General features: G+C 74.2%; 11 protein-coding genes and 2 pseudogenes. 1 reads left to right on the forward strand and 12 read right to left on the reverse strand.

The annotated features are described in order from the left end of the window. Nucleotides 1-134: 134 nt before the first annotated feature. Nucleotides 135-1,742 (forward strand): bifunctional 3-(3-hydroxy-phenyl)propionate/3-hydroxycinnamic acid hydroxylase MhpA, encoded by a 1,608-nt coding sequence (mhpA, locus tag D9753_RS04155; RefSeq protein ID WP_240468032.1) that lies wholly within the window; start codon nt 135-137, stop codon nt 1,740-1,742. Between the two features lie 93 nt (nt 1,743-1,835). Here mhpA and D9753_RS04160 read toward each other — a convergent pair whose 3' ends face one another. The 12 genes and pseudogenes from D9753_RS04160 to D9753_RS04205 all read right to left on the reverse strand — a co-directional run. Continuing rightward, the gene (locus D9753_RS04160) at nt 1,836-2,756 is read right to left on the reverse strand and encodes an ROK family protein (protein WP_240468033.1); all 921 of its coding nucleotides are present in this window, start codon (nt 2,754-2,756) and stop codon (nt 1,836-1,838) included. 2 nt (nt 2,757-2,758) lie between these two features. Continuing rightward, nucleotides 2,759-3,214, reverse strand: a complete 456-nt coding sequence (locus D9753_RS04165) for an HAD-IA family hydrolase (RefSeq protein ID WP_338057958.1) — start codon at nt 3,212-3,214, stop codon at nt 2,759-2,761. 248 nt (nt 3,215-3,462) lie between these two features. Continuing rightward, nucleotides 3,463-4,557, reverse strand: coding sequence for a Gfo/Idh/MocA family protein (locus tag D9753_RS04170; RefSeq protein WP_121785761.1), 1,095 nt, complete (start codon nt 4,555-4,557; stop codon nt 3,463-3,465). Then, complete coding sequence (gene rifK, locus D9753_RS04175) at nt 4,554-5,711, reverse strand: 3-amino-5-hydroxybenzoate synthase (protein ID WP_121785762.1); 1,158 nt, start codon at nt 5,709-5,711, stop codon at nt 4,554-4,556. Before rifK ends, D9753_RS04170 begins: the two co-directional genes overlap by 4 nt. A 168-nt stretch (nt 5,712-5,879) precedes the next feature. Continuing rightward, on the reverse strand, nt 5,880-6,797 hold the full coding sequence (locus D9753_RS04180; protein WP_121785763.1) for a shikimate dehydrogenase family protein: 918 nt from the start codon (nt 6,795-6,797) through the stop codon (nt 5,880-5,882). Beyond that, on the reverse strand, nt 6,794-8,212 hold the full coding sequence (locus D9753_RS04185; protein WP_121785764.1) for a 3-deoxy-7-phosphoheptulonate synthase: 1,419 nt from the start codon (nt 8,210-8,212) through the stop codon (nt 6,794-6,796). The genes D9753_RS04180 and D9753_RS04185 overlap by 4 nt, the downstream gene beginning before the upstream one ends. Further along, nucleotides 8,209-9,285: a 3-dehydroquinate synthase family protein gene (locus D9753_RS04190; RefSeq protein ID WP_121785765.1), complete on the reverse strand. Its 1,077-nt coding sequence runs from the start codon at nt 9,283-9,285 to the stop codon at nt 8,209-8,211. The genes D9753_RS04185 and D9753_RS04190 overlap by 4 nt, the downstream gene beginning before the upstream one ends. 108 nt (nt 9,286-9,393) lie before the next feature. Beyond that, on the reverse strand, nt 9,394-10,737 hold the full coding sequence (locus D9753_RS04195; RefSeq protein WP_121785766.1) for an NAD(P)/FAD-dependent oxidoreductase: 1,344 nt from the start codon (nt 10,735-10,737) through the stop codon (nt 9,394-9,396). Nucleotides 10,738-10,793: 56 nt separating this feature from the next. Then, on the reverse strand, nt 10,794-11,591 hold the full coding sequence (locus tag D9753_RS04200; protein ID WP_121785767.1) for an arylamine N-acetyltransferase family protein: 798 nt from the start codon (nt 11,589-11,591) through the stop codon (nt 10,794-10,796). Between the two features lie 43 nt (nt 11,592-11,634). Further along, entirely contained in the window at nt 11,635-12,294 is a 660-nt protein-coding gene (locus D9753_RS38890; RefSeq protein WP_394346796.1) for a beta-ketoacyl reductase, read from the reverse strand. Beyond that, nucleotides 12,283-13,369, reverse strand: a pseudogene (locus D9753_RS39600) (beta-ketoacyl reductase); the annotation flags it as partial. The gene D9753_RS38890 and the pseudogene D9753_RS39600, both read right to left, overlap by 12 nt. Before the next feature lie 33 nt (nt 13,370-13,402). Further along, nucleotides 13,403-22,222 (reverse strand): annotated as a pseudogene (locus D9753_RS04205) (type I polyketide synthase); the annotation flags it as partial. Nucleotides 22,223-22,232 lie beyond the last annotated feature (10 nt).

The raw sequence follows: 22,232 nt of genomic DNA on the forward strand, positions 1-22,232 counted from the left end.
TTTCCATGTCCGATGCGTCACCGTCCGGGGCGTCACCGCACGAGGCGTCACCGCGCGACGCGTCACGGCCCGTCGTGTCACCGAACGACGCCGCGGCGGTCGGTGGTTCACCGGGGGGCGGGCCGGGGACGGACGTGGTGGTCGTCGGGTACGGGCCCGTCGGCTCGGTGCTGTCCCTGCTGCTGGCGCGGCGCGGCTGGCGGGTGACGGTCCTCGAACGCCGGCGCCGGCCGTACACGCTGCCCCGGGCGACGAGCTTCGACGGCGAGACCGCACGGCTGCTGGCCGGCACCGGCATCGGCGGTGAACTGGGCCGGATCACCGAGCCGGGCACCGGGTACCAGTGGCGCACGGCGGACGGGAAGCCGCTGCTGGACATCGAGTTCAGCACGCGAGGCCCGTACGGCTGGCCGGACGCCAACACCATGCACCAGCCCGCCCTGGAGGAACTGCTCACCGCCCGCGCCGGACAACTGCCGGGCATCACGGTGCTGCGCGGCCGGCAGGTGGTGGACATCGCCGACTCCCCGGCGGGGGTGACGGTGACCGCCGAGGACGAGGACGGGACGGCCGAGACGTTCCCCGCGGGGTGGGTGGTCGGCTGCGACGGCGCCAACAGCTTCGTCCGCGACCGGATGGGCGTGTCCGTCACCGACCTCGGCTTCTCCTACGAGTGGCTGCTGTGCGATGTGGAACTGCGTGAGCCACGGGAGTTCGTGCCGACCAACGTGCAGATCTGCGATCCGGCCCGGCCCACCACACTGGTCGGGAGCGGGCCGGGGCACCGGCGCTGGGAGTTCATGCGGCTGCCGGGCGAGCGGGCGGCCGACCTGAACCGGGAGGAGACCGCGTGGCGGCTGCTGGCGCCGTTCGGGGTCACTCCGCGGACCGCGCGGCTGCTGCGCAGCACCACGTACATCTTCCAGGCGCGGTGGGCCGACACCTGGCGGAAGGGGCATGTGCTGCTGGCCGGGGACGCGGCGCATCTGATGCCGCCGTTCGCGGGGCAGGGCATGTGCTCGGGGGTACGGGACGTGGTCAACCTGGCCTGGCGGCTGGACCTGGTGCTGCGCGGGACCTCCCCGGAGTCCCTCCTCGACACCTACACCGAGGAACGCCGGACGCAGGTCCGCGAGTCCATCCTGGCGTCGGTGCAGCTAGGGCGGCTGATCTGTGTGACGGACACGGCTGCCGCGGCGGAGCGCGACGCGACGGTGCTGGCGAACCGGCGCGGGCGGGGGCCGGGCCGGCCGGATCCGGCGCGGCCGATCACCTGCGGTCTGCTGCACCGCCCGGCGGGCGCCGGCGCGGAGAGCCGCGTGCCCCCGGCGGGCGAGGTCCTGCCGGACGGCCGGCTGCACCGGCCGGCCGGCGGCGAGCCGCTGGACGGTGTCGTGGGCGGCGGTTTCGTCCTGCTCACCCGCGCCGGGACGGAGCCGGGCCTCGACCCGGACCGGCTGTCCTTCCTGCGGGACCTCGGCGCCCCGGTCGTACGGCTGTGGCCGGCGACAGGCCCGTACGACGGAACGGTGAACGGCACGGCCGGTGTCGTGGACGCGGTGGACACCGACGGTGTGCTGCGCGCCTGGCTCGAACGGTACGGCGCGACCGCGCTGCTGGTCCGCCCCGACTACCACGTCTTCGGCGCGGCGGGCGACCCCGCGGCGGTGACCGCCCTCGTGGACGACCTGCGCGCCGCCCTGACCACCCCGGCCCGGGCCGTCACGGCGGGGGTGAACTGACCGGGACGGGCCGGCGGGGCGTCGGCACGACGCCCCGCCCTCGGGGCGGGGCGAGCCGGCGTCGCGCGACGAGGGCGCGGGACGGCCGGCGGGTCATAGCTGACGGGCGAGGAGCAGTGCGCCGCGCAGAGAGGACAGGCCGCCCAGGCGGGCCGGGGTGAGGGGTGGCGTGGGGTGGCCGGGGCGGTCCAAGGCCGTCAGGTGGGTGGCGACCGTGTCGAGCAGGGCGGGGATGCCCGCGGCGAAGCCGCCGCCCAGCAGGGCGCGTTCGGGGTGGACGAGTTCGCCGACGCCGGCGATGGCCGTGGCGAGGGCGCGGGCCGTCCGGTCCAGGGCGGCCTCGGCCCAGGGCAGGTGGTCGCGCAGGCCGTCCCGCAGGGCGTCGAAGGTGACGGGCGCGCCGCGCAGCCGGGCGGCGTGGGCGAGGGTGGCCGGTCCGGAGGCGGTTGCCTGGAGGCAGCCCCGGCGTCCGCAGACGCACCCGGGGCCGTCCTGGTCGACGACGAGGTGGCCGATCTCGAAGGAGCCCCGGCCGGGCCCGGGGCACAGGGTGCCGTTGAGCACGAGTCCGCCGCCGACGCCGGTGCCGACGCCGACGTAGAGCAGGTGGGGGCAGCCGGCGGCATCCGCTTCGGCGAGGGCGCCGAGGTCGCCGTCGTCCGCCCAGGCGACGGCCGCCCCGGGGAACAGCTTCCGCAGCGCCGGGCCCAGGGCGAGGCCGGTCCAAGCCGGGCGGCTGGGCCAGGCGGTGATCCGTTCGCCGGGGCCGACGGTGGCCGGCACGGCCACGCCGACGACCCGTACGTCCGTGAGGGCGGGCAACCCCTCTATGTGTGCGGCGAGTTCGGCCAGGTCCCGGTCGGCGTCGCGGTGCGGCCCCCAGGTAAAGGTGGACTCCTCGACGCGTCCGTCATCGGTCTCGGCCCGGAAGGCGACCTTGGTGCCGCCGATGTCGACGCCGAGCCGGCCCGGCGCCGGCCCGGCGCCGGGCCGCTGATCCGCAGGAGCGCGCACGGTCATTCGCCCGGCACGGCGGGGCACAGGGCGAGCAGGTCCAGGGGGCGGCGCAGGACCGCGTCGGGTCCGGCGGCGAGCAGTTCCGCCTCGTCGGGGCCGACCCACAGGGCGGCGGCGGAGGCGACACCGGCGTCGCGGGCGCTGGCCAGGTCGGTGGGCGCGTCACCGACCATGATGGCCTGCTCGGGCGGCACGTCCAGCAGTTCCAGGGCGCGTCGCACGATGTCCGGTGCCGGCTTGGGCCGGGCCACCTCGTCGGAGCCGATGACGTGCGCGAAGAACGGCAGCAGGCCGAGGCCGTCGAGGAGGGAGCGGGCACGGTCGCCGCTCTTGCCGGTGGCCACGGCCAGCCGCAGGCCGCGTACCCGCAGCGTGAGCAGGAGTTCGACGACGCCGTCGAAGACCTCGACGCGGTGGGCGAGCCGGTAGCTCTCGCGGACGAAGGGCTCCTCCATCTCGGGGAGGCAGCCCCATGATCCGCATGATGTCGGGGAAATAGCGCCCCTGGTGGCGCACATACTCCTCGAACGGGGCCGGGCCGTCGCCGACGGCCTCCGCGTAGGCGACCGCGAACGCCTCCCGCATGACCGGGAAGCTGTCCACGATCACCCCGTCGAGGTCGAAGACGACCGCCGTCCGGAGTGCCGTGAGGAGGCCGGCCGTGGCGATGGGCCGGTCGGTCGAGGGGACTGTCATGGGGTCCTCATCTGCTCGTGGTCTGCTGGTACGCGGGCTCGCTCGGCCCGTCGCGGCCGGCCCGCGCGGAGGCGTAGAGACGCTCCACGAGCCGTACGGTGGTCCGTGCCTCGGCGACGGCCCGGCCCCGGCCGGCCGGGTCGGCGAGGAGGGCCGGGACGCCGTCAAGCTGCCGCGTGTACTCGGCGCCGACGGGTTCGGCGGGCACCGGCAGCCGGCGGGTGGTGCCCTCGCGGGTGAGGGTCAGGACGGACTCGGGCTGCCGGTTGGGGCTGAAACCGAAGGTGCAGCGCAGTTCGGCGGTGCCGGCGCTGCCCTCGACGCGGACGAGGGTGAGGTCCCGCGCCTCGTGCGAGGCCCAACTGGCGTGCAGCGATACGGAGATGCCGTCCTCGCGGAGCAGGAGTCCGCGGGCGGTGTCCTCGACGTCGCCGCTGGGGGCGGTGACGGGCTGTTCCCGGCGCCAGGCGGCGGAGAACTCACCGGTGTCGAGGAAGTCGTCCGAGGTGGCGCCGACGGCCTGGCGGACCGGGGACGGGCCGAGCAGGGCGGTCAGGGTGTCCACGAGATGCCAGCCGAGGTCGACGAGGGCGCCCCCGCCGGCCTCGCTGCGCCGGGTGAACCAGCCGCCCGCGCGCGGTACGCCACGGGCCCGTACCCAGGCCAGGTCGACATGCCGGATCCGCCCCAGTCCGGGCAGCAGTGCGCCCAGTTCGCGTACGTCGGCGCGGTGCCGGGCGGCGCTGCCAGCCAGCAGGGTGCCGCCGTCGCGCTCGGCCTCGGCCAGGACGTCGGCCTCGGCGCTGGACAGGCACACCGGCTTCTCCAGGAAGACGGACACGCCCCGGCGGAGCAGCCCGGCGGCGACCGTGGTGTGCAGGTGGTTGGGTACGGCGACGACGGCGAGGTCGACGGACCGGGCGTCGAGCGCGTCCGGGCCGGCGTGGGCGGGCGTGCCCGTCGCCGCGCCGACGGCCGCCCGCGCGGCGGGGTCGGGATCGGCCACGGCGACCAGCTCGAAGTCCGGGTGGGACCGCAGCCGGGGCAGCCACAGCTCACGCCCCGCCCAGCCGAGCCCCACCACGGCGGCCCGCACGCTCATACGGCAGCCACGGCGTCCGCGACGATCTCGGCCGTGAGCTCCAGGTCGGGTTCGTCGGCGAGGAGCACCCGGTGGTGCAGCCAGACGCAGTCACTGCTGATGGCCTCGGTGTGCGGGCAGCGCTCGGCGATCTGCTCGACGCTCTCGTCGGGGGCGCCGGTCTCCCAGAAGGCGTCGGTGCGGTAGATGGCGCGGAACGCGGCGAAGGCGGGCAGCCCGGCGTCCACCAGCCGGTCGACGAGGGCGTTGCGGTCCTCCTCGGAGATGCCGGGGACCCGGAACATCGCCATGTAGTGCGTGTTCTGGTCGGCGCGGACATCGCTGCCCTGCGGTACGACGCCGTCGACCGCGCCGAGCAGCCGGGACAGCAGCGCCCAGCGCTTGTCACGCAGTGCGGTCTGGGCGGGCAGGCGGCGTAGCTGGGCGCGGAGCACGGAGGCGGAGAACTCGTTGAGCCGCATGTTGGTGCCGGCGACCTGGTGCATGTAACGGCGGTCGGTGCGCGGCCGGCCGCAGCTATGCCGCAGGAACGCCGCCTCGTACAGGTCGCTCTCGGGGAACAGGACGGCGCCGCCCTCACCGGCGGTCATCAGCTTGCCGTTCTGGAAGGAGAACGCGGCGACCGAGCCGAGTTCGCCGACGCGCTTGCCCTGCCAGCGCGCGCCCTGGGCGTGGGCCGCGTCCTGGAGGATCGGTACGCCGGTGTCGGCGGAGAGCTTGCCGAGGGCGTCCATGTCGGCCACCAGGCCGGCCATGTGCACGGGCATGATCGCCCGGGTGCGCGGGGTGATCGCGGCGGCCACCGCGGCGACGTCGATGTTGTACGTGTCCGGGTCGACGTCGACGGGCACGGCGACCGCGCCGATGCGCTGGGCTGCCTGCGAGGAGGAGATGAAGGTGAAGGCCGGCACGACGACCTCGGTGCCGGGGCCGACGCCCAGACACTGCAGGGCCAGTTCGAGGGCGTGGGTGCCGTTGGTGACGGCGAGGGCGTGCGGGGAGCCGTGGAATTCGGCGAACTCGCGCTCGAAGGACTCGACTTCCTGTCCGCCCATGCGCCACCACTGGCCCTGTTCCAGGGCGCGGATCAGTCCGGTCCGCTCGTCGTCGTACTGGGGCCACTCGGGGAACCGGGGTGCCGGTCGCGCGTTCATGGTTCTCCAAATCTCCGTCGGGAACGGGCTGCTGGAAGGTGAGCGGGCGAGGCGAGGGGGCGGGGAGCCGGTCCGGACGGTTCGCGCGGTGCTGGCCGTGCTCAGCCTAGGCCCCGGTGTGGGGGCCTTTCCATCCCTCGGTCTGGTAGTCGGCCGGTGGGGGGACGGTCAGGGTGCCTCGTGCAGTGCGAAGAAGGCGCGGTAGGAGTCGACCTGGCCGGTGAGCATATGGCTCCCGTGGTGCACGGGGAGTCCGCGTGCGGCGGCCTCGCGCAGCAGCCGGGTGTCGCGGGGTTTCATGACGATGTCCGCGACGACGGTGCCGGGCCGCAGTCCGTGGGGGTCGAAGGGCAGCGGGTCGTCGGGGCGCAGGCCGAGCGGGGTGGCGTTGACGGCGATGTCGGTGTCTTCCAGGGGCGGCCGGCCGGTGGCATGGACCCGGCCCGGCCAGTGGGCGGCCAGCCGGTCGACGAGCGCGGTCAGCTTCGGGGTGTCGGGGTCGGTGACCGTCAGCCGGTCCACGCCCGCGTCGAGCAGGGCCGCCGCGATGGCGCTGCCCGCTCCGCCGGCGCCGACGAGGGCCACTCGGGCGCCCTTCGGCGGGTGGCCCGCCCGGAGCAGGCCCGTGACGAACCCGGAGCCGTCGAAGTTTTCGGCGAGCCAGGCGCCGTCGCTCTCGCGCCGCAGCGCGTTGGCGCTGCCGGTGATCTCGACGGTGCGGCTGCGCCGGTCGGCCAGCCGGGCCGCGGTCGTCTTGTGCGGGACGGTGACGAACAGGCCGTCGAGGTTGCCGACGCGTTGCAGTCCCCGGACGACGCTCTCCAGGTCGCCGGGGCGGACGTGCACGGGGACCAGCACGGCGTCGATGCCGAGCCGGGCGAAGAGCGGGTTGAGCAGCCCGGGCGACTGGACCTGCCCGACCGGGTCACCGAGGACGGCGTAGAGCCGGGTGCTCCCGCTGACCAGGGTCTGCCGGGAGCCGGCCGTGCCGGTGCCCGTGCCCGTGCCGGTACTGGTGCCGGTGGCGTCGGCGGGGGTGCTGCCGTTCGGGGTGTCGGTCTCGGTCGGTCGCGGGGTGTCCGTCATCGTGGTGTCTCCGGGCTGGGGGTCGTGCCGGCCGCGAACAGCTCCGCCACCGCGAAGGCGAGTTCCATGCCCTGTTCGGCGTTGAGGCGGGGGTCGCAGGCGGTGCGGTAGCGGGTGGGCAGGTCGGCCTCGGCCAGCCCGCGGGCGCCGCCGACGCACTCGGTGACATTCTCGCCGGTCGCCTCCAGGTGCAGGCCGCCGGGGTGGGTGCCCAGGGCCCGGTGCACCTCGAGGAAGCCGGTGATCTCGTCGAGGATGCGGTCGTAGTGCCGTGTCTTGTAACCGTTCGCGGCGGTGCGCGAGTTGCCGTGCATGGGGTCGCACTGCCAGACCACTTGGCGGCCGGAGGCGGTGACCTTCTCCACGATCGGCGGGAGCACCTGGCGGATCCGGTCGTGGCCCATCCGGCTGATCAGGGTGACCCGGCCGGGGACGCCGTGCGGGTCGAGCCGGCGGACGTACTCCACGGCCTGTTCCGGTGTGGTGCCGGGGCCGATCTTCACGCCGACGGGGTTGGCCAGCAGCTCGGCGAAGGCGAGGTGCGCGCCGTCGGGCTGCCGGGTACGTTCCCCGATCCACAGGAAGTGGGCCAGTCCGCTGGAAAGTTGGGGTTCGGTCCCCTCGGCGTCGATCCAGAGCAGGGTGCGTTCGTGGTCCAGCAGCAGCGCCTCGTGGCTGGTCCAGATCTCGCCGAGCCGAGGGGCGGGGGCGCCGATGCCGGTCATGAAGCTCAGACCGCGGCCGATCGCCGCGGACCGGGCGGCGTACCGGCGGCCTCCCGGCGCGGTGTCGACGAAACGCCGGTTCTCCTCGTGCAGGGCGTGCGCGTCGGCGAGTTCACCGCGGGCGAGCCGGCGGACGACGGTCATCGCCTCGCGGGCGTGGGCGTGGGCCCATGCCATGCGTTCGGGGTCGGGGGCGCGGGCGGCGTGGGTCGCCTCGGCGGAGTTGACGATGTCGCCGCGGTACACCGGGAGTCCGTGGGCGTCGACGGGGGCGGAGCGGGGCTTGGCGTACTGGCCGGCGGCGCGGGCCACCGTGACCACGGGCAGGCCGGCGCCGTGGGTGAGGACGAGCGCCATCCGCCGGAGCAGTCCGAGGTTGCCCCGCAGGTGAGCCTCGGTGCTGTCGGCGAAGGTCTCCGCGCAGTCGCCGCTCTGGAGCAGGAGTGCCTCGCCGCGGGCGACGGCCCCGAGCCGGTCGAGGAGCCGCCGGGTCTCGGCGGGGGCGACGAGGGGTTCGCCGGCGGTCAGCCGGCGGACCACGGCCCGGACCCGGTCCGGGTCGGGCCAGCCGGGCTGCTGTGCGGCGGGCCTGGCCAGGGCCGCGTCGAGCCGGTCGGCGAGGGCGCGTTCGACGGCCCGCCGCCGGATCCGCGCCGGGGTGTCCGGCGGCCACCGTGGCGTGTACGTCATGTCACCGCCGTCTCCGTTCCCGCGCCGTAGGCCGGGGCGACGGCGAGGAGCCGGTCGAGGGGGGCGCGTTCCATCCGGGCGAGGGCCTCGGCGACGGCCGGCTCGGGCACGTCGGCGACGAGTTCGGCGCCGGCCGGGCCGTCGAGGACGAAGGTCAGGCCGGCGCGGGCCTTCTTGTCCCGGCGCATCAATCCGATCAGTGTGCCGGGGTCGGTCGTGTCCGGCAGTGCGGTGGGCAGGCCGTACGCGGCGACCACCTCCTGGTGTTCCCGGACCCGGTCGGAGGTGATCCGGCCGAGGACGCCGGCGAGCCGGCCGGCGAAGACGGTGCCGACGGCGACGGCCTCGCCGTGCCGCAGGGCGAAACCGGTGGCCACTTCCAGGGCGTGGCCGAGGGTGTGGCCGTAGTTGAGCAGGTGCCGCGGCCCGGTGTCGCGTTCGTCGGCGGAGACGATGCCGGCCTTCAGGGTCACACTGGCCGCTATCTGCTCGGCGAGCGGCAGTCCGTGCAGGTCCGGGGCCCCGATGAAGTGGCAGCGGGCGATCTCACCCAGCCCGTTGCGCAGTTCGCGGGCCGGCAGGGTGGTCAGGTAGTCGGTGTCGCACAGGACGGCGGCGGGCTGCCAGTAGGCGCCGACCAGGTTCTTTCCCTCGGGCAGGTTGACGGCGGTCTTGCCGCCGACGCTGGCGTCGACCTGGGCGAGCAGGCTGGTCGGCAGGTGGACGACCGGTATGCCCCGGTGGTAGAGCGCGGCGGCCAGGCCGACGACGTCGGTGGTGGTGCCGCCGCCGACGGAGACGACGGCGTCGGAGCGGGTCAGCCCGAACCGGACGAACGCGGCGCACAGGGCCTCGACGGTGGCGAGGGTCTTGTCCGGTTCACCGTCCCGGGCGGGCAGCAGCAGGGTTTCCACGCCGGTGTCGGGCACCCATGCGGCGGGCCGCGCCGAGACCACCGCCACGCGCCGGGCGGCCAGCTTCTCGATGACCGCGGGCAGCGCGGAGCGCACCCCGGGGCCGATGTGCACCTCGTAGGACCGGTCGCCGAAACGCACCGGGACTTGTTCTGTCACTTCCGCTTCACCTTGTTCGATCGCACGGGGACTTCGGGTCGGTCGCCCGGAGCCCGGCCGGCGGCGGTACCGCGGCCGGGACTCCGTGGCGGGGCGGGCGTCGGCGGGTTACTGGCCGGCGGTCACCCGGCGGATGCGGGACTCGGCGCGCTCCTTGCGGTCCTGCTCGTCCAGGTGCGGGTAGGACGGGCAGCCGAAGACCCGCTGGAACGGCGTGAAGGTGTCCCATTCGGTCCGCCGGCGCATCTCCTGGGCGACCGCGTTGTGCTCGCTCCAGAAGTCGCCGCCGATGAGCCGGATCAGATAGCGCTCCAGTGTCTCCCGGTCGGTGGTGCGGCCGGCATCGGCGGCGACCGCGACGAGTTCACCGTCGTAGAAGGCGTGGATGAGCCGGATGTAGGTGTCGTAGCCGGTCTTGAAGAAGTTGGCGTACTCGTCGATCAGCCGGTCGGCGTCCTGCGGGTTGCGCAGGGCCTCGCCGAGGGTCTCGGCGGCGCGGACGGCGGTGGCCGAGGCGACGAGGACACCGCCGGAGAACATGGGGTCGCCGAAGCAGCCGGCGTCGCCGACCATCAGCCAGCCGGGGCCGTTGACGGTGTCGGCGTGGTAGCAGTAGTCGGTCTCGACCTGCAGGTCCATGACCGGGCGGGTGCCGGTCAGCCGGGCGGTGATGCGCGGGACCCGGGCGAGGTGCTCCTCGAACACCTTCTGCGGGGTCGAGGCGCGGAAGACGTCGCGGGGCATGACGGTGCCGACGCTGATGACGTCCTTCGACAGCGGTATGGCCCACACCCAGCCGTCGCCGTGCGCGCCGACCTGGATGTCTCCCTCGACGCCGAGGTTGTGCTGCTCGTCGAGGCCCTCGTAGTGCCGGAACACCGCGACCATGCGGAGTTTCTCCAGCGTCTTGCGCAGCCCGAACTTGTGGGCGATGCGGCCGGCGCGTCCGCTGGCGTCGATGACGTACCGGGAGCGGACCTCGTGATCCTCGCCGTTCTTGGTGTAGCGGACGCCGGTCATGCGGTCGCCGTCCATCAGCAGTTCGCCGACGGTGGCGCCGAGGCGGACCTCGGCGCCGGCCTTGCCGGCCTCCTGGACCAGCATGCTGTCGAAACGGGCCCGTTGGACCTGGTACGCCTGGTCGTAGCGGCCGTCGCCCTGCAGGCCGAAGTCGGCGCGGAACACGCCGGAGAAGAACTTCTTCTCGGTCGGGTCGATGAACTCACCGCCGAACTTGGGGACGTAGCCGCCGGCCTCGACGGCTTCCCGGATGCCGATCCGGTCGAACAGGCCCATCATGTACGGCAGTAGCGATTCGCCGATGTGGAAGCGCGGGGACTCCTCGCGCTCCAGGAGCACGACGGAGTGTCCCTGCTTGGCCAGCACGTAGGCGCTGATCGCGCCGGCCGGTCCGCCGCCGATGACGACCACGTCGGCCGAGTTGTTCCCCATGAGTTGTCCTTCCGTCTTCTGGCTGGTGCCGATGGTTCGGTTCGTCCTTCCCCGGGTCATGCGAGGTCGCCGGGGTCGAGGTCGCCGGTGAGCAGGGCGGTGACGAGCCTGCGGTGTTCGGTGTCGTCGACGACGGTGCGGACGCGTTCGCGTCCGTCCCGGACGACGAGGTAGCGGCGGCCCTTGAGCACGGCCTGGCCGTTGTGGAACGTCCGGCCGCACAGGATGCCCTGGCCGTCGTCCTGGGAGGCGGTGGCGTGGTGGGCGCGGGCCCGGTCCTCCAGCTCCTTCCAGTCGTGCCACTGGCGGGCCCGCGGCCGGAACGTGTAGACGGTGCCCCACCGGGTCACGCGTCCGCGCCGCTGCACGGCGATGGCGCCGTCGTCGGCGCCGACGAGCCGGTACTGGCAGCCGTACTGGGTCTGCACCTGGTCGCTGACGCGCAGCGGTTCGAGGTACGACGGTCCGGGGTAGCCGACGTCGACGAGCCACTCCTGGCCCTCGACGACGGCCCGGATGAACATGTGCTCGATCTCGGTGCCGAAGTTCTCCCGGCCCTCGGCGGTGCTCGCGGCCAGCAGGGTGACCTCGTAGCCCAGTTCGGACAGGAGCCGGAAGAAGAGCCGGTTGAGCTGGAAGCAGGTGCCGCCCAGGCCCTCCAGGACACCGGTGCGGAACACCTCGTCCTCGTCCACGTCCACGAGGTGCACGCCGTCGGCGAAGCCCTGTCCGGCGACGTTGTACGGCAGGGTCATCAGGTGCTGTTTGTGCAGGGTGCGCAGGGTGTCGAGGTCCGGCCTCGGGCGCTGTCCGGGCCGGCCGAGGCGGCGGAGGTAGGCATCCACGTCGAACATGCGGTGATCTGCTCCCTTCGGTGCGGGGTGGTGGGTGGACGCCTCAGACGGAGAGGGCCACGGGCCCGGGTGCGTCGTCGCCGTACAGGCGCTCGGCCAGCTGGGCGACGATCATCGCGGGGGTCGGATGGTCGAAGACGAGGCCCGCGCCGAGCTTGGTCCCGGTCAGCTCGCCTAGCCGGTTGCGCAGTTCGAGGGCGGTGAGCGAGTCGAAGCCGATCTCGAACAGACCCTGGTCGGCGTCGACCTGGTGGGTGGCGGCGTAGCCGAGGACGACGGCCACCTGGGTGCGCACCAGCTCCAGCAGCGTCCCGGTCCGCTCCTCAGCCGGCAGTCCGGCGAGGCGTTCGGCGAGCCGGCGCCGCTCGTCCCCGCTGACGGCGGCCCGCGCCGCCTGCCGGCCGGCGCGGACGAGCCCGCGCAGCAGGGGCGGTACGGCCGTGCCGGCGGTGGCGTCGGCGCGCAGGCCCCGTAGGTCCAGCCTGGCCGGCACGAGCAGGGTCCGGTCGCTGCCCAGCGCCGCGTCGAACAGCTCCATGCCCTCCTCGGGGGCGAGGGCGAGGACGCCGCCGCGGCGGCTGAGCCGGCCTCGGGTGAGTTCGTCGGTGCGGGCGGCCATGCCGGTGGTCTGCTCCCACAGGCCCCAGGCCAGCGACCGCGCCGGGAACCCGGCCGCCCGGCGTACCGACATGAGCCCGTCCATGGCGGCGTTGGCCGCCGCGTAACCGCCGGTGCCGGCGCCGAGGAACACGGCGGACACGGAGGAGTAGGTGACGAACGCGTCGAGGTCGGGGGCGAGTTCGCGGGTCAGCTCGTCCAGGTGGCGCACGGCGGTCACCTTCGGCGCGAACACCCGGGCCAGCCGCTCGGGTTCGATCTCACCGACCACGCCCGCGTCGTACAGGCCGGCCGCGTGGACGACGGCGGTCAGCCGGGGCCCGGTCAGCCCCGGAGAGCAGGGCCGCCACCGCGTCCCGGTCGGTCACGTCACAGGCGGGCACCGACACCGACTCCGCGCCCAGCGCCTCCAGCTCCGCCACCAGCTCCCGTGCCCCGGAAGCCTCCAGGCCACTTCGGCTCACCAGCACGAGATGGCGGATCCCGTGCCGGGTCACCAGGTGCCGGGCCAGGAGGCCGGCCAGGGACCCGGTGCCACCGGTGACGAGCACCGTGCCCTCCGGGTCCAGCACCGTCTCCGCGGCGGGGGCCGGGACCGCCCTGGTCAGCCGCGGCACGTGCAACGCCGCGTCGCGTACGGCGAGTTGCGGCTCCCCCGTGGCGAGGACCGCGCCGAGCAGCGACCCGAGACCGTCCGCGTCCGGGCCGATGCCCGTACCGGTGTCCGTGCCGGTCCCTGGGCCGCCGTCCGGGCCTGTCCCCGTGTCGCCGTCCGTGTCGAGCAGCACGATCTGGTCGGGGTTCTCCGCCTGCGCGGCACGGACCAGGCCCCAGACGGCCGCGCCGCCCGGGTCCGTGACCGCCGCGTCGCCGCCCGCGGGCACCGCACCCCGGGTGAGCACGACCAGCCGGGTGTCCTCCAGGCCGCCGCCGGCCAGCCAGGTCTGGACGACCTCCAGGACGCGGTCCGTCACGGCGAGCGGGGTGTCGTCCGGGCCGGCGGTCGCGGCCTCCAGGACGACGGCGCGGGGCAGCTCGGTGCCGCCCGTGGCGTCCTCGGCGAGGGTCGCCACCTCCTCCGCGGTGGACAGCCGGAGCCAGGACGGGGTCTGCGCCTCCTCCGGCCGGGGCAGCGGGACCCAGTCGACGCCGAAGAGCATGTCGCCGCCGCCGGTGGTGCGCAGTTGCTCGGGGGCGACCGGGCGGAACACCAGCGAGGCGGCGCTGAGGACAGGACTGCCGGTGTCGTCGGCGGCCTCCAGGGACAGCGCGTCCGGCGCGGGCCGGGCGACCCGGATCCGCAGGGAGGTCGCCCCGGAGGCGTGCAGGGTGAGCCCGTTCCAGGCGAAGGGCAGCATCGTGCGGTGCTCGCCGCCGCTGAGGAAGGCCTTGGTGTGCAGGGCGGCGTCGAGGAGCGCCGGATGGATGCCGTACTCCGTGGCGGCCTTGTGCTCCTGCTCGGGCAGGGCGATCTCGGCGAAGAGTTCCTCGCCGCGCCGCCACGCCGCGCGCAGGCCGCGGAAGACGGGCCCGTAGTGGTAGTCGTGGTCGCGCAGTCCGGCGTAGAAGTCCTGCGGGGTCACCTCGACGCGTTCGGCGCCGGACGGCGGCCAGGTGGTGAGGTCGGGGTGGGCGGGGGTGCGGGCGGGCGGGGCCGGGGCGAGGACGCCGGTGGCGTGCCGGGTCCAGCCGTCGGCGCCGGTCGCGCCGTCGGGCGTGGAGTGGACGGTGACCGTACGGGTGCCGTGTTCGCCGGGGCCGCCGACGCTCACCTGCACGCGCACGCCGCCCTGTGGCGGGAGGATCAGCGGGGCCTCGATGACGAGTTCTTCCAGGGTGGCGCAGCCGGCCTCGTCACCGGCGCGGACGGCGAGTTCGACCAGGCCGGTGCCGGGCAGCAGGACGACGTCGCCGACGGCGTGGTCGGCCAGCCACGGGTGGGTGCGCAGGGACAGCCGGGAGGTGCACAGGACGCCGCCGGTGTCCGGGACCTCGACCACCGCGCCGATGAGCGGGTGGTCGGCGCCGGCCAGCCCGAGCGAGGCGGCGTCGCCCGCGGCGGCGGGTGCGGGGAGCCAGTAGTGCTGGTGGTCGAAGGCGTACGTGGGCAGGTCGACGGGGTGGGCGGCGGCCGGCAGGATTCCCGTCCAGTCCAACGGCACACCTCTGACGAACAGTTCGGCCATGGAGGCCAGCAGCCGCCGGGGGCCGCCGTCGTCGCGGCGCAGCGAGCCGGTGACGAGCACGTCGGCGCCGTCTGCGGTCTCGCTGATGGCCGGGGCGAGCACCGGGTGGGCGCTGACCTCCACGAACACGGTGTGCCCGGTCTCCAGCAGGGCGGTGACGGCGGGGGCGAAGCGGACCGGCCGGCGCACGTTGTGGTACCAGTAGTCGCCGTCCAGCGTGCCGGCCTCGCCGACGCGCTCGCCGGTGACGGTGGAGTGGAAGGGGATGACGGGGGCCTGGCTGCGGACGTCGGCGAACGCCTTGGTGAGGAGCTCGCGCACCGTCTCCACGTGCGGGGTGTGCGAGGCGAAGTCGGCCGCGATCCGCCGGGCCCGGACGCCCTCGGCCGACAGCGTCTCGACGACCTCGTCCAGCAGGCCGGCGTCTCCGGCCACCACCACCGAGGACGGGGAGTTGACCGCGGCGACGTGCACGCGGCCCGCCCAGCGTGCGACGGCGGCGGTCGCCTCGTCCTCGGGCAGGGCCACGGCGGCCATGCCGCCGAGCCCGGACAGCCGCTCGGCGATCACCTGGGCGCGCAGTGCCACGAGCCGCGCCGCGTCCCGCAGTGACAGCGCTCCGGCGACGCAGGCGGCGGCGATCTCGCCCTGCGAGTGACCGGTCACCGCGTCCGGTACGACACCCACCGAGGCCCAGACGGCCGCCAGGCCGATCATCACGGCGAAGCTCGCCGGCTGGACCACGTCGGTGCGTCGCAGCAGCTCGTCCGGTGCCTCGCCGCGCAGCACGTCCTCCAGCGTCCAGTCCACCCAGGGTTCCAGCGCCCGGGCGCACTCCGCGATCCGCTCGGCGAACACCGGTGAGGTGTCGAGCAGTTCACGGCCCATGCCGGCCCACTGGCCGCCCTGGCCGGGGAAGACGAAGACGACCTTCCCGGTGCCGGCCGTGGCGGCGGGGCTGCCGGTCACGACGGCGGGGCCGCTCTCGCCGCGGGCCAGCGCGCCCAGCCCCGCCACGGCCTCCTCCCGGGTGCCGGCCACCACCACGGCCCGCTCGGGCAGGACGGCCCGCCGGGTCACCAGGGCCGCCGCGACGTCGGCCGGCGAGGCGTCGGTGCCGTCGAGGAACGCGGCGAGGCGAGCGGCCTGACCGGCGAGCGCGCCGGTACCGCGGGCCGACACCGCCAGCGGCACCACACCGGCCGGGACCGGCTCGGCCGTGGGCGGCTGCTCCGGCTCCTCGGGGACCTCCTCCAGGATCACGTGCGCGTTGGTGCCGCTGAGCCCGAACGAGGACACCGCGGCCCGGCGGGGCCGTCCCGGGTCGGCCCACTCACGGGCCTCGGTGAGCAGTTCCACCGCGCCGGCCGACCAGTCGACCTGGGAGGACGGTACGTCGACGTGCAGGGTGGCGGGCATCACTCGATGCCGCAGCGCCTGTACCGCCTTGATGACACCGGCGACTCCGGCGGCGGCCTGGGCGTGCCCGATGTTCGACTTCAACGAGCCCAGCCACAACGGCTCTTCGCGCGCCTTGCCGTACGTGGCGAGCAGCGCCTGTGCCTCGATCGGGTCGCCGAGGACGGTACCCGTGCCGTGGCCCTCCACCAGGTCCACGTCCGCCGGGGTGAGCCCCGCGTTCGCGAGCGCCTTACGGATCACGCGCTGCTGCGACGGGCCGTTGGGTGCGGTCAGACCGTTCGACGCGCCGTCCTGGTTCACGGCGCTGCCGCGCACGACCGCCAGCACCCGGTGACCCTTGCGCCGCGCCTCCGACAGCCGCTCCAGTACGACGACACCCGCGCCCTCGGCCCAGCCCGTGCCGTCGGCGGCGTCGGCGTACGACTTGCAGCGCCCGTCCGTGGCCAGCGCCCGCTGCCGCGAGAACTCCATGAACATCCCAGGCCCGGCCATCACGGTCGAACCGCCGGCCAGGGCCAGGGAGCACTCACCGTTGCGCAGCGCCTGCGCGGCCAGGTGCAGGGCGACCAGGGACGAGGAACAGGCGGTGTCCACGGTGACCGCCGGACCCTCGAAGCCGAAGACGTACGACACCCGGCCCGAGGCCACGCTCGCCCCGGCACCGGTCAGCGCGAAGCCGCCCACCTCCTCCGGGACGTCACCGCCGGAGTAGTAGTCGACGCCCATGATGCCACTGAACACCCCGACGTCCGTGCCCTTGAGCCCGGTCGGATCGATACCGGCTCGCTCCAGCGCCTCCCACGAGGTCTCCAGGAGCAGCCGCTGCTGCGGGTCCATCGCCACCGCCTCACGCGGCGAGATACCGAAGAACACCGGGTCGAACAGCGGTGCCTCGTGCAGGAAGCCGCCCTGACCGACGTACGACGTCCCGGTGTGCTCGGGATCGTCGTCGAGGACCCGGTCGAGGTCCCAGCCACGGTCCGTCGGGAACCCGGTGACACCGTCGCGGCCCTCGCTGACCAGGCGCCACAGGTCCTCGGGACTGCCGACGCCGCCCGGCAGCCGGCAGGCCATGCCCACGACGGCGATCGGCTCCTGCGGGTCGTGCGGCGCGGTCACCGGCGCGGGCGTGGCCGGTGCCACGCCCCGGAACTCCTCGTGCAGGTGCCGGGCGAGGGTGAGCGGGGTCGGGTAGTCGAAGACAGCGGTGGCGGGCAGGCTCAGGCCGGTGGCCTCGCGCAGCCGGTTGCGCAGTTCCACGGAGGTGAGGGAGTCGAACCCGGCGTCCTTGAAGGCGGTCTCGGCCCTCACCCGGTCCGGTCCGGCATGCCCGAGGACGTTCGCGACATGGGTGCGGACCAGGTCCAGCAGCAGCGCCTCCTGCTCGGCCGTAGCCAGCCCGGCCAGCCGCCCGGCCAGGCCGTCCCGGCCCTCCCGTCCGGCACCGCGCGCGGCACGCCGGCCCACACGGACCAGGCCGCGCAGCAGTGGCGGCACGGTGGCCCCGGCGGTCGCGTCGGCACGCAGACCCCGCAGGTCCAGCCTGGCGGGCACGAGCAGCGTCTGATCGCTGCCCAGTGCCGCGTCGAACAGCTCCATGCCCTCCTCGGCCCCGAGGGCCAGCACGCCACCACGGCGGTTCATGCGGCTGCGCGACAGCTCGTCGAGGTCGGCTCCCATGCCGGTGGTCTGCTCCCACAGGCCCCAGGCCAGCGACCGCGCCGGGTACCCGGCCGCCCGGCGTACCGACATGAGCGCGTCCATGCAGGCGTTGGCGGCGCCGTAACCGCCGGTACCGGCGCCGAGGAAGACACCGGAGACGGAGGAGTAGGTGACGAACGCGTCCAGGCCGGGGGCGAGTTCGCGGGTCAGCTCGTCCAGGTGCCGCACCGCGGTCACCTTCGGCGCGAACACCCCGGCCAGCCGCTCGGGTCGGATATCCCCCACGACCCCGGCGTCGAAGACACCGGCCGCGTGGACGACGGCGGTCAGCCGGGGCCCGGTCAGCCCGGAGAGCAGGGCCGCCACCGCGTCCCGGTCGGTCACGTCACAGGCGGGCACCGACACCGACTCCGCGCCCAGCGCCTCCAGCTCCGCCACCAGCTCCCGTGCCCCGGAAGCCTCCAGGCCACTTCGGCTCACCAGCACCAGATGGCGGATGCCGTGCCGGGTCACGAGATGCCGGGCCAGGAGAGCGGCCAGAGATCCGGTGCCACCGGTGATCAGGACCGTGCCTTCCGGGTCGAGCACCGGCACCGCGGCGGGGGCGGGGACCGCTCGGGCGAGGCGGGGCACGTACATGGACGTGCCCCGTAGGGCGAGTTGGGGTTCGCCGGTGGCGAGGGCCGGACCGAGATCGGCTGCGGTGATGCCGAATGTCTCCGCCCGGGTCTGGGCCTGGGCCTGGGACTCGGTGTCGATGAGGACGATCCGGTCGGGGTTCTCGGCCTGCGCGGCACGGACCAGGCCCCAGACGGCCGCGCCACCCGGATCGGTCACCTCCGCGTCACCACACGCCGGCACCGCACCCCGCGTGACCACCACCAGCCGACCGTCCTCTCCCGCCTCCTCCGCCAGCCACGCCTGCACCCCCCTCAGCACCCGACCCACCAGCACCACCGGCGCCCCACCGTCCCCACCGTCCCCACGGGTACGGGCATCGACCACCGTCACCGACGGCACCTCACCGACACCCGACACAGGCGGCAGCTCACTCCACTCCACCCGGAACAGCGCGTCCGAACCGGCAGTGCCGGCCGCCGCGTCGAGCTGCTCGGCGGAGACCGCCCGCGAGACCAGTGAGTCCAGGGTCAGCACGAGGTCGCCGGAGTCGTCGACGGCTTCCAGGGACAGCGTGTCCGGGTCGGGCCGCAGGAGCCGTACCCGGATCGACGCGGCGCCGCAGGCGTGCAGCGTCAGCCCGTTCCAGGCGAACGGCAGCCGTACCACCGGCTCCTCCTCGACCACGGCTCCGTCGGCCACCTCGGCAGCCGCGTCCAGGATGCTGGCGTGCAGGGCCGCGTCGAGCAGCGCCGGGTGGATGCCGAACCCGGCGGCGTTCTCGCGCTGCTCCGGGGGGACGACGACCTCGGCGAACAGCTCGCTGTCGCGTCGCCAGACCTTGCGCACGCACCGGAACGCCGGGCCGTACGCGTATCCCGCGCGCGTCAGCTTCTCGTAGCCGTCGGAGATGTCGACCTGCCGGGCGCCGGGCGGGGGCCATGCGGTGAAGTCGTGGGTCCCGGTGGGGGCGGTAGCGGTGCTCAGGGTGCCGCTGGCGTGCCGGGTCCAGGCGTCCGGCCCGCTCTCCGCACCGACGTCCTGGCGGGTGGAGTACACCTCGACGCTGCGCGCCCCGGTCCGGTCCGGCCCGCCGACGGCGACCTGGACCCGTACGGCGCCCTGCTCGGGAACGACCAGCGGTGCCTCGATGACCAGCTCGTCCAGCACCCCGCAGCCGACCTCGTCACCGGCCCGCACGGCCAGCTCGACCAGCCCGGTGCCGGGCACCAGAACCACTCCGCCGATGGCGTGGTCGGCGAGCCAGGGGTGGGTGCGCAGGGACAGCCGGGAGGTGAGGACCAGCCCGTCGGACTGCGGTAGTTGCACCATCGCACCCAGCAGCGGGTGGTCGGCGCCGGCCAGCCCCAGCGCCGCCGCGTCGACCACGGACTCCGCCATCCGCAGCCAGTAGTGCTGGTGGTCGAAGGCGTACGTCGGCAGGTCCACATGGACTCCGGTGGCACCCTCGGGCAGCACCGCCGCCCAGTCCACCTTCGTACCGCGCACGAACAACTCCGCGACGGACAGCAGAAGCGTCCGCTCCTCGCCCCGGTCATCCCGCAGGGCCGGAACGCTCACCGCGTCCTCGGCCGCACACTCACCGATCGCACCGGTGAGAGCGCCACCGGGGCCGAGTTCCAGGAACACCGACCCGCCCGACGCGGCGATACCGTCGGCGAAACGCACCGGACGACGAACGTGATCCACCCAGTAAGCAGGGTCGGACAACTGACCCGGCTCGGCCAGCTCTCCGGTCACGTTCGACACCACCGGGACGGCAGGCTCGTTCCAGGCCAGCCCCGACAGCACCTCGCCGAACTCGGCCAGCATCGGCTCCATCAACGCCGAATGGAACGCATGCGAGACGGTCAGCCGTTTCACCCGGCGGCCCTGCTCGCGCAGCCGGTCCGCCACCGCCACGACGGCATCCTCGTCACCCGACAGGACAACAGACGCGGGCCCGTTCACCGCCGCCAGGTCGATGCCGGCAGTGAGGTGTTCAGTAACCTCCGCCTCACTCGCCGCCACCGCCACCATCGCCCCACCCGACGGCAGGGCCTGCATCAACCGACCCCGAGCAGCCACCAGCACCGCCGCATCCGTCAGCGACAACACCCCGGCGACATGCGCGGCCACAACCTCGCCGATCGAATGCCCGGCCACCACATCCGGCCGCACACCCCACGACTCCACGAGCCGGAACAACGCCGACTCCACCGCGAACAGACCCGCCTGCGTGAATACCGTCCGATCCAGCAGGCCCTCACCCGCCCCGAAGACCACATCCCGCACCGAATGCCCCACCGCACCCGCGAGCTGCGCGTCCAACGCCGCACACGCCTCGTCCAACGCCCGCGCGAACACCGGGAACCGCTCATACAACTCCGCGCCCATACCCACCCGCTGGGAACCCTGACCCGGGAACACGAACACCGTCTTCCCACCGGCACCCGACCCCGTGATCACCGAAGGGACCGTTTGCCCGTCGGCCAGTGCGCGCAGCCCGGTGAGGGCCTCTTCCCGGGATGCGGCGAGGACCACGGCTCGTTCAGGCAGGACCGCCCGCCGGGAGACGAGCGCACCGGCGACGGTCGGCAGGCCGGTGTCGGTGTCACCGGCGAACTCGGCGAGCCGCCCCGCCTGTCCGGCCAGGGCCCCGGCGCTGCGCGCGGAGACGACCACCGGGATCACGCCGTCAGCCGGGGCCGCCGGCTCGGTGACATCCTCCTCCGGTGCCTGCTCCAGGATGACGTGCGCGTTCGTACCGCTCACGCCGAACCCGGACACACCGGCCCGGCGCGGCCGGCTCACCTCCGGCCACGCGCGGGCCTCCGTCAGCAGCCGTACGGCGCCCGACTCCCAGTCGACGCGAGGGGAGGGTTCCGCGACGTGCAGGGTGGCCGGGAGCACGCCGTGGCGCATCGCCTGGATCATTTTGATGACGCCGGCGACACCGGCGGCGGCCTGGGTGTGGCCGACGTTGGACTTCAACGAGCCCAGCCACAACGGCTCTTCACGGTCCTGGCCGTAGGTGGCGAGCAGGGCCTGAGCCTCGATCGGGTCCCCGAGGGCCGTGCCCGTGCCATGGCCTTCCACGGCGTCCACGTCCGCCGGGGTCAGCCCGGCAGCGGCCAGCGCCTTGCGGATGACCCGCTGCTGCGAGGGGCCGTTGGGGGCGGTGAGGCCGTTGGAGGCGCCGTCCTGGTTGACGGCCGTGCCGCGCACCACCGCCAGCACCCGGTGACCCTTGCGCCGCGCCTCCGACAGCCGCTCCAGTACGACGACACCCGCGCCCTCGGCCCAGCCCGTGCCGTCCGCGGTCGACGAGTAAGCCTTGCAGCGGCCGTCCGCCGCGAGGCCCCGTTGCCGGGAGAAGTCGATGAACAGGCCGGGCGTGGCCATGACCGTGGCGCCCCCCGCCAGGGCCATCGTGCACTCTCCCCTGCGCAGTGCCTGCACGGCGAGATGGATGGCGACCAGGGAGGACGAGCAGGCGGTGTCGAGGGTGACCGCGGGGCCCTCGAAACCGAAGACGTAGGAGATGCGGCCGGACGCCACGCTGGAGGCGGCGCCGGTGCCGGTGAAGCCCTCCAGTTCGGGCGGGACGCTTCCGCCGGCGAAGTAGTCGACGCCCATGATGCCGTTGAAGACGCCGACGTCGGTGCCCTTGAGGGTCGCCGGATCGACACCGGCCCGCTCCAGCGCCTCCCAGGACGTCTCCAGGAGCAGCCGCTGCTGCGGGTCCATCGCCAGCGCCTCACGCGGCGAGATGCCGAAGAACTCGGCGTCGAACCGGCCGGCGCCCCGCAGGAAGCCGCCCTGGTCGACGTACGAGGTGCCGGTCTTCTCCGGATCGGCGTCCAGCAGGGCGTCCAGGTCCCAGCCGCGGTCGTCCGGGAAGCCCGACACTCCGTCGCGGCCCTCGGCGACCAGCTCCCAGAGGTCCTCGGGGGTGTCGACGCCGCTGGGCAGCCGGCAGGCCATGCCGACGATCGCGACCGGCTCACGCGACGCGCTCAGAAGCTGCTGGTTCCGCTTCTTCAGCGTGCCGACCTCTTCCAGTGACTTCCGCAGCGCCTCGACAAGCTTCTCGTAGGAAGCACTCACTTTCCCTGCCCCAATCAGTCGTGTG

Source organism: Streptomyces dangxiongensis, assembly GCF_003675325.1.
Taxonomy (GTDB): Bacteria; Actinomycetota; Actinomycetes; order Streptomycetales; family Streptomycetaceae; genus Streptomyces; species Streptomyces dangxiongensis.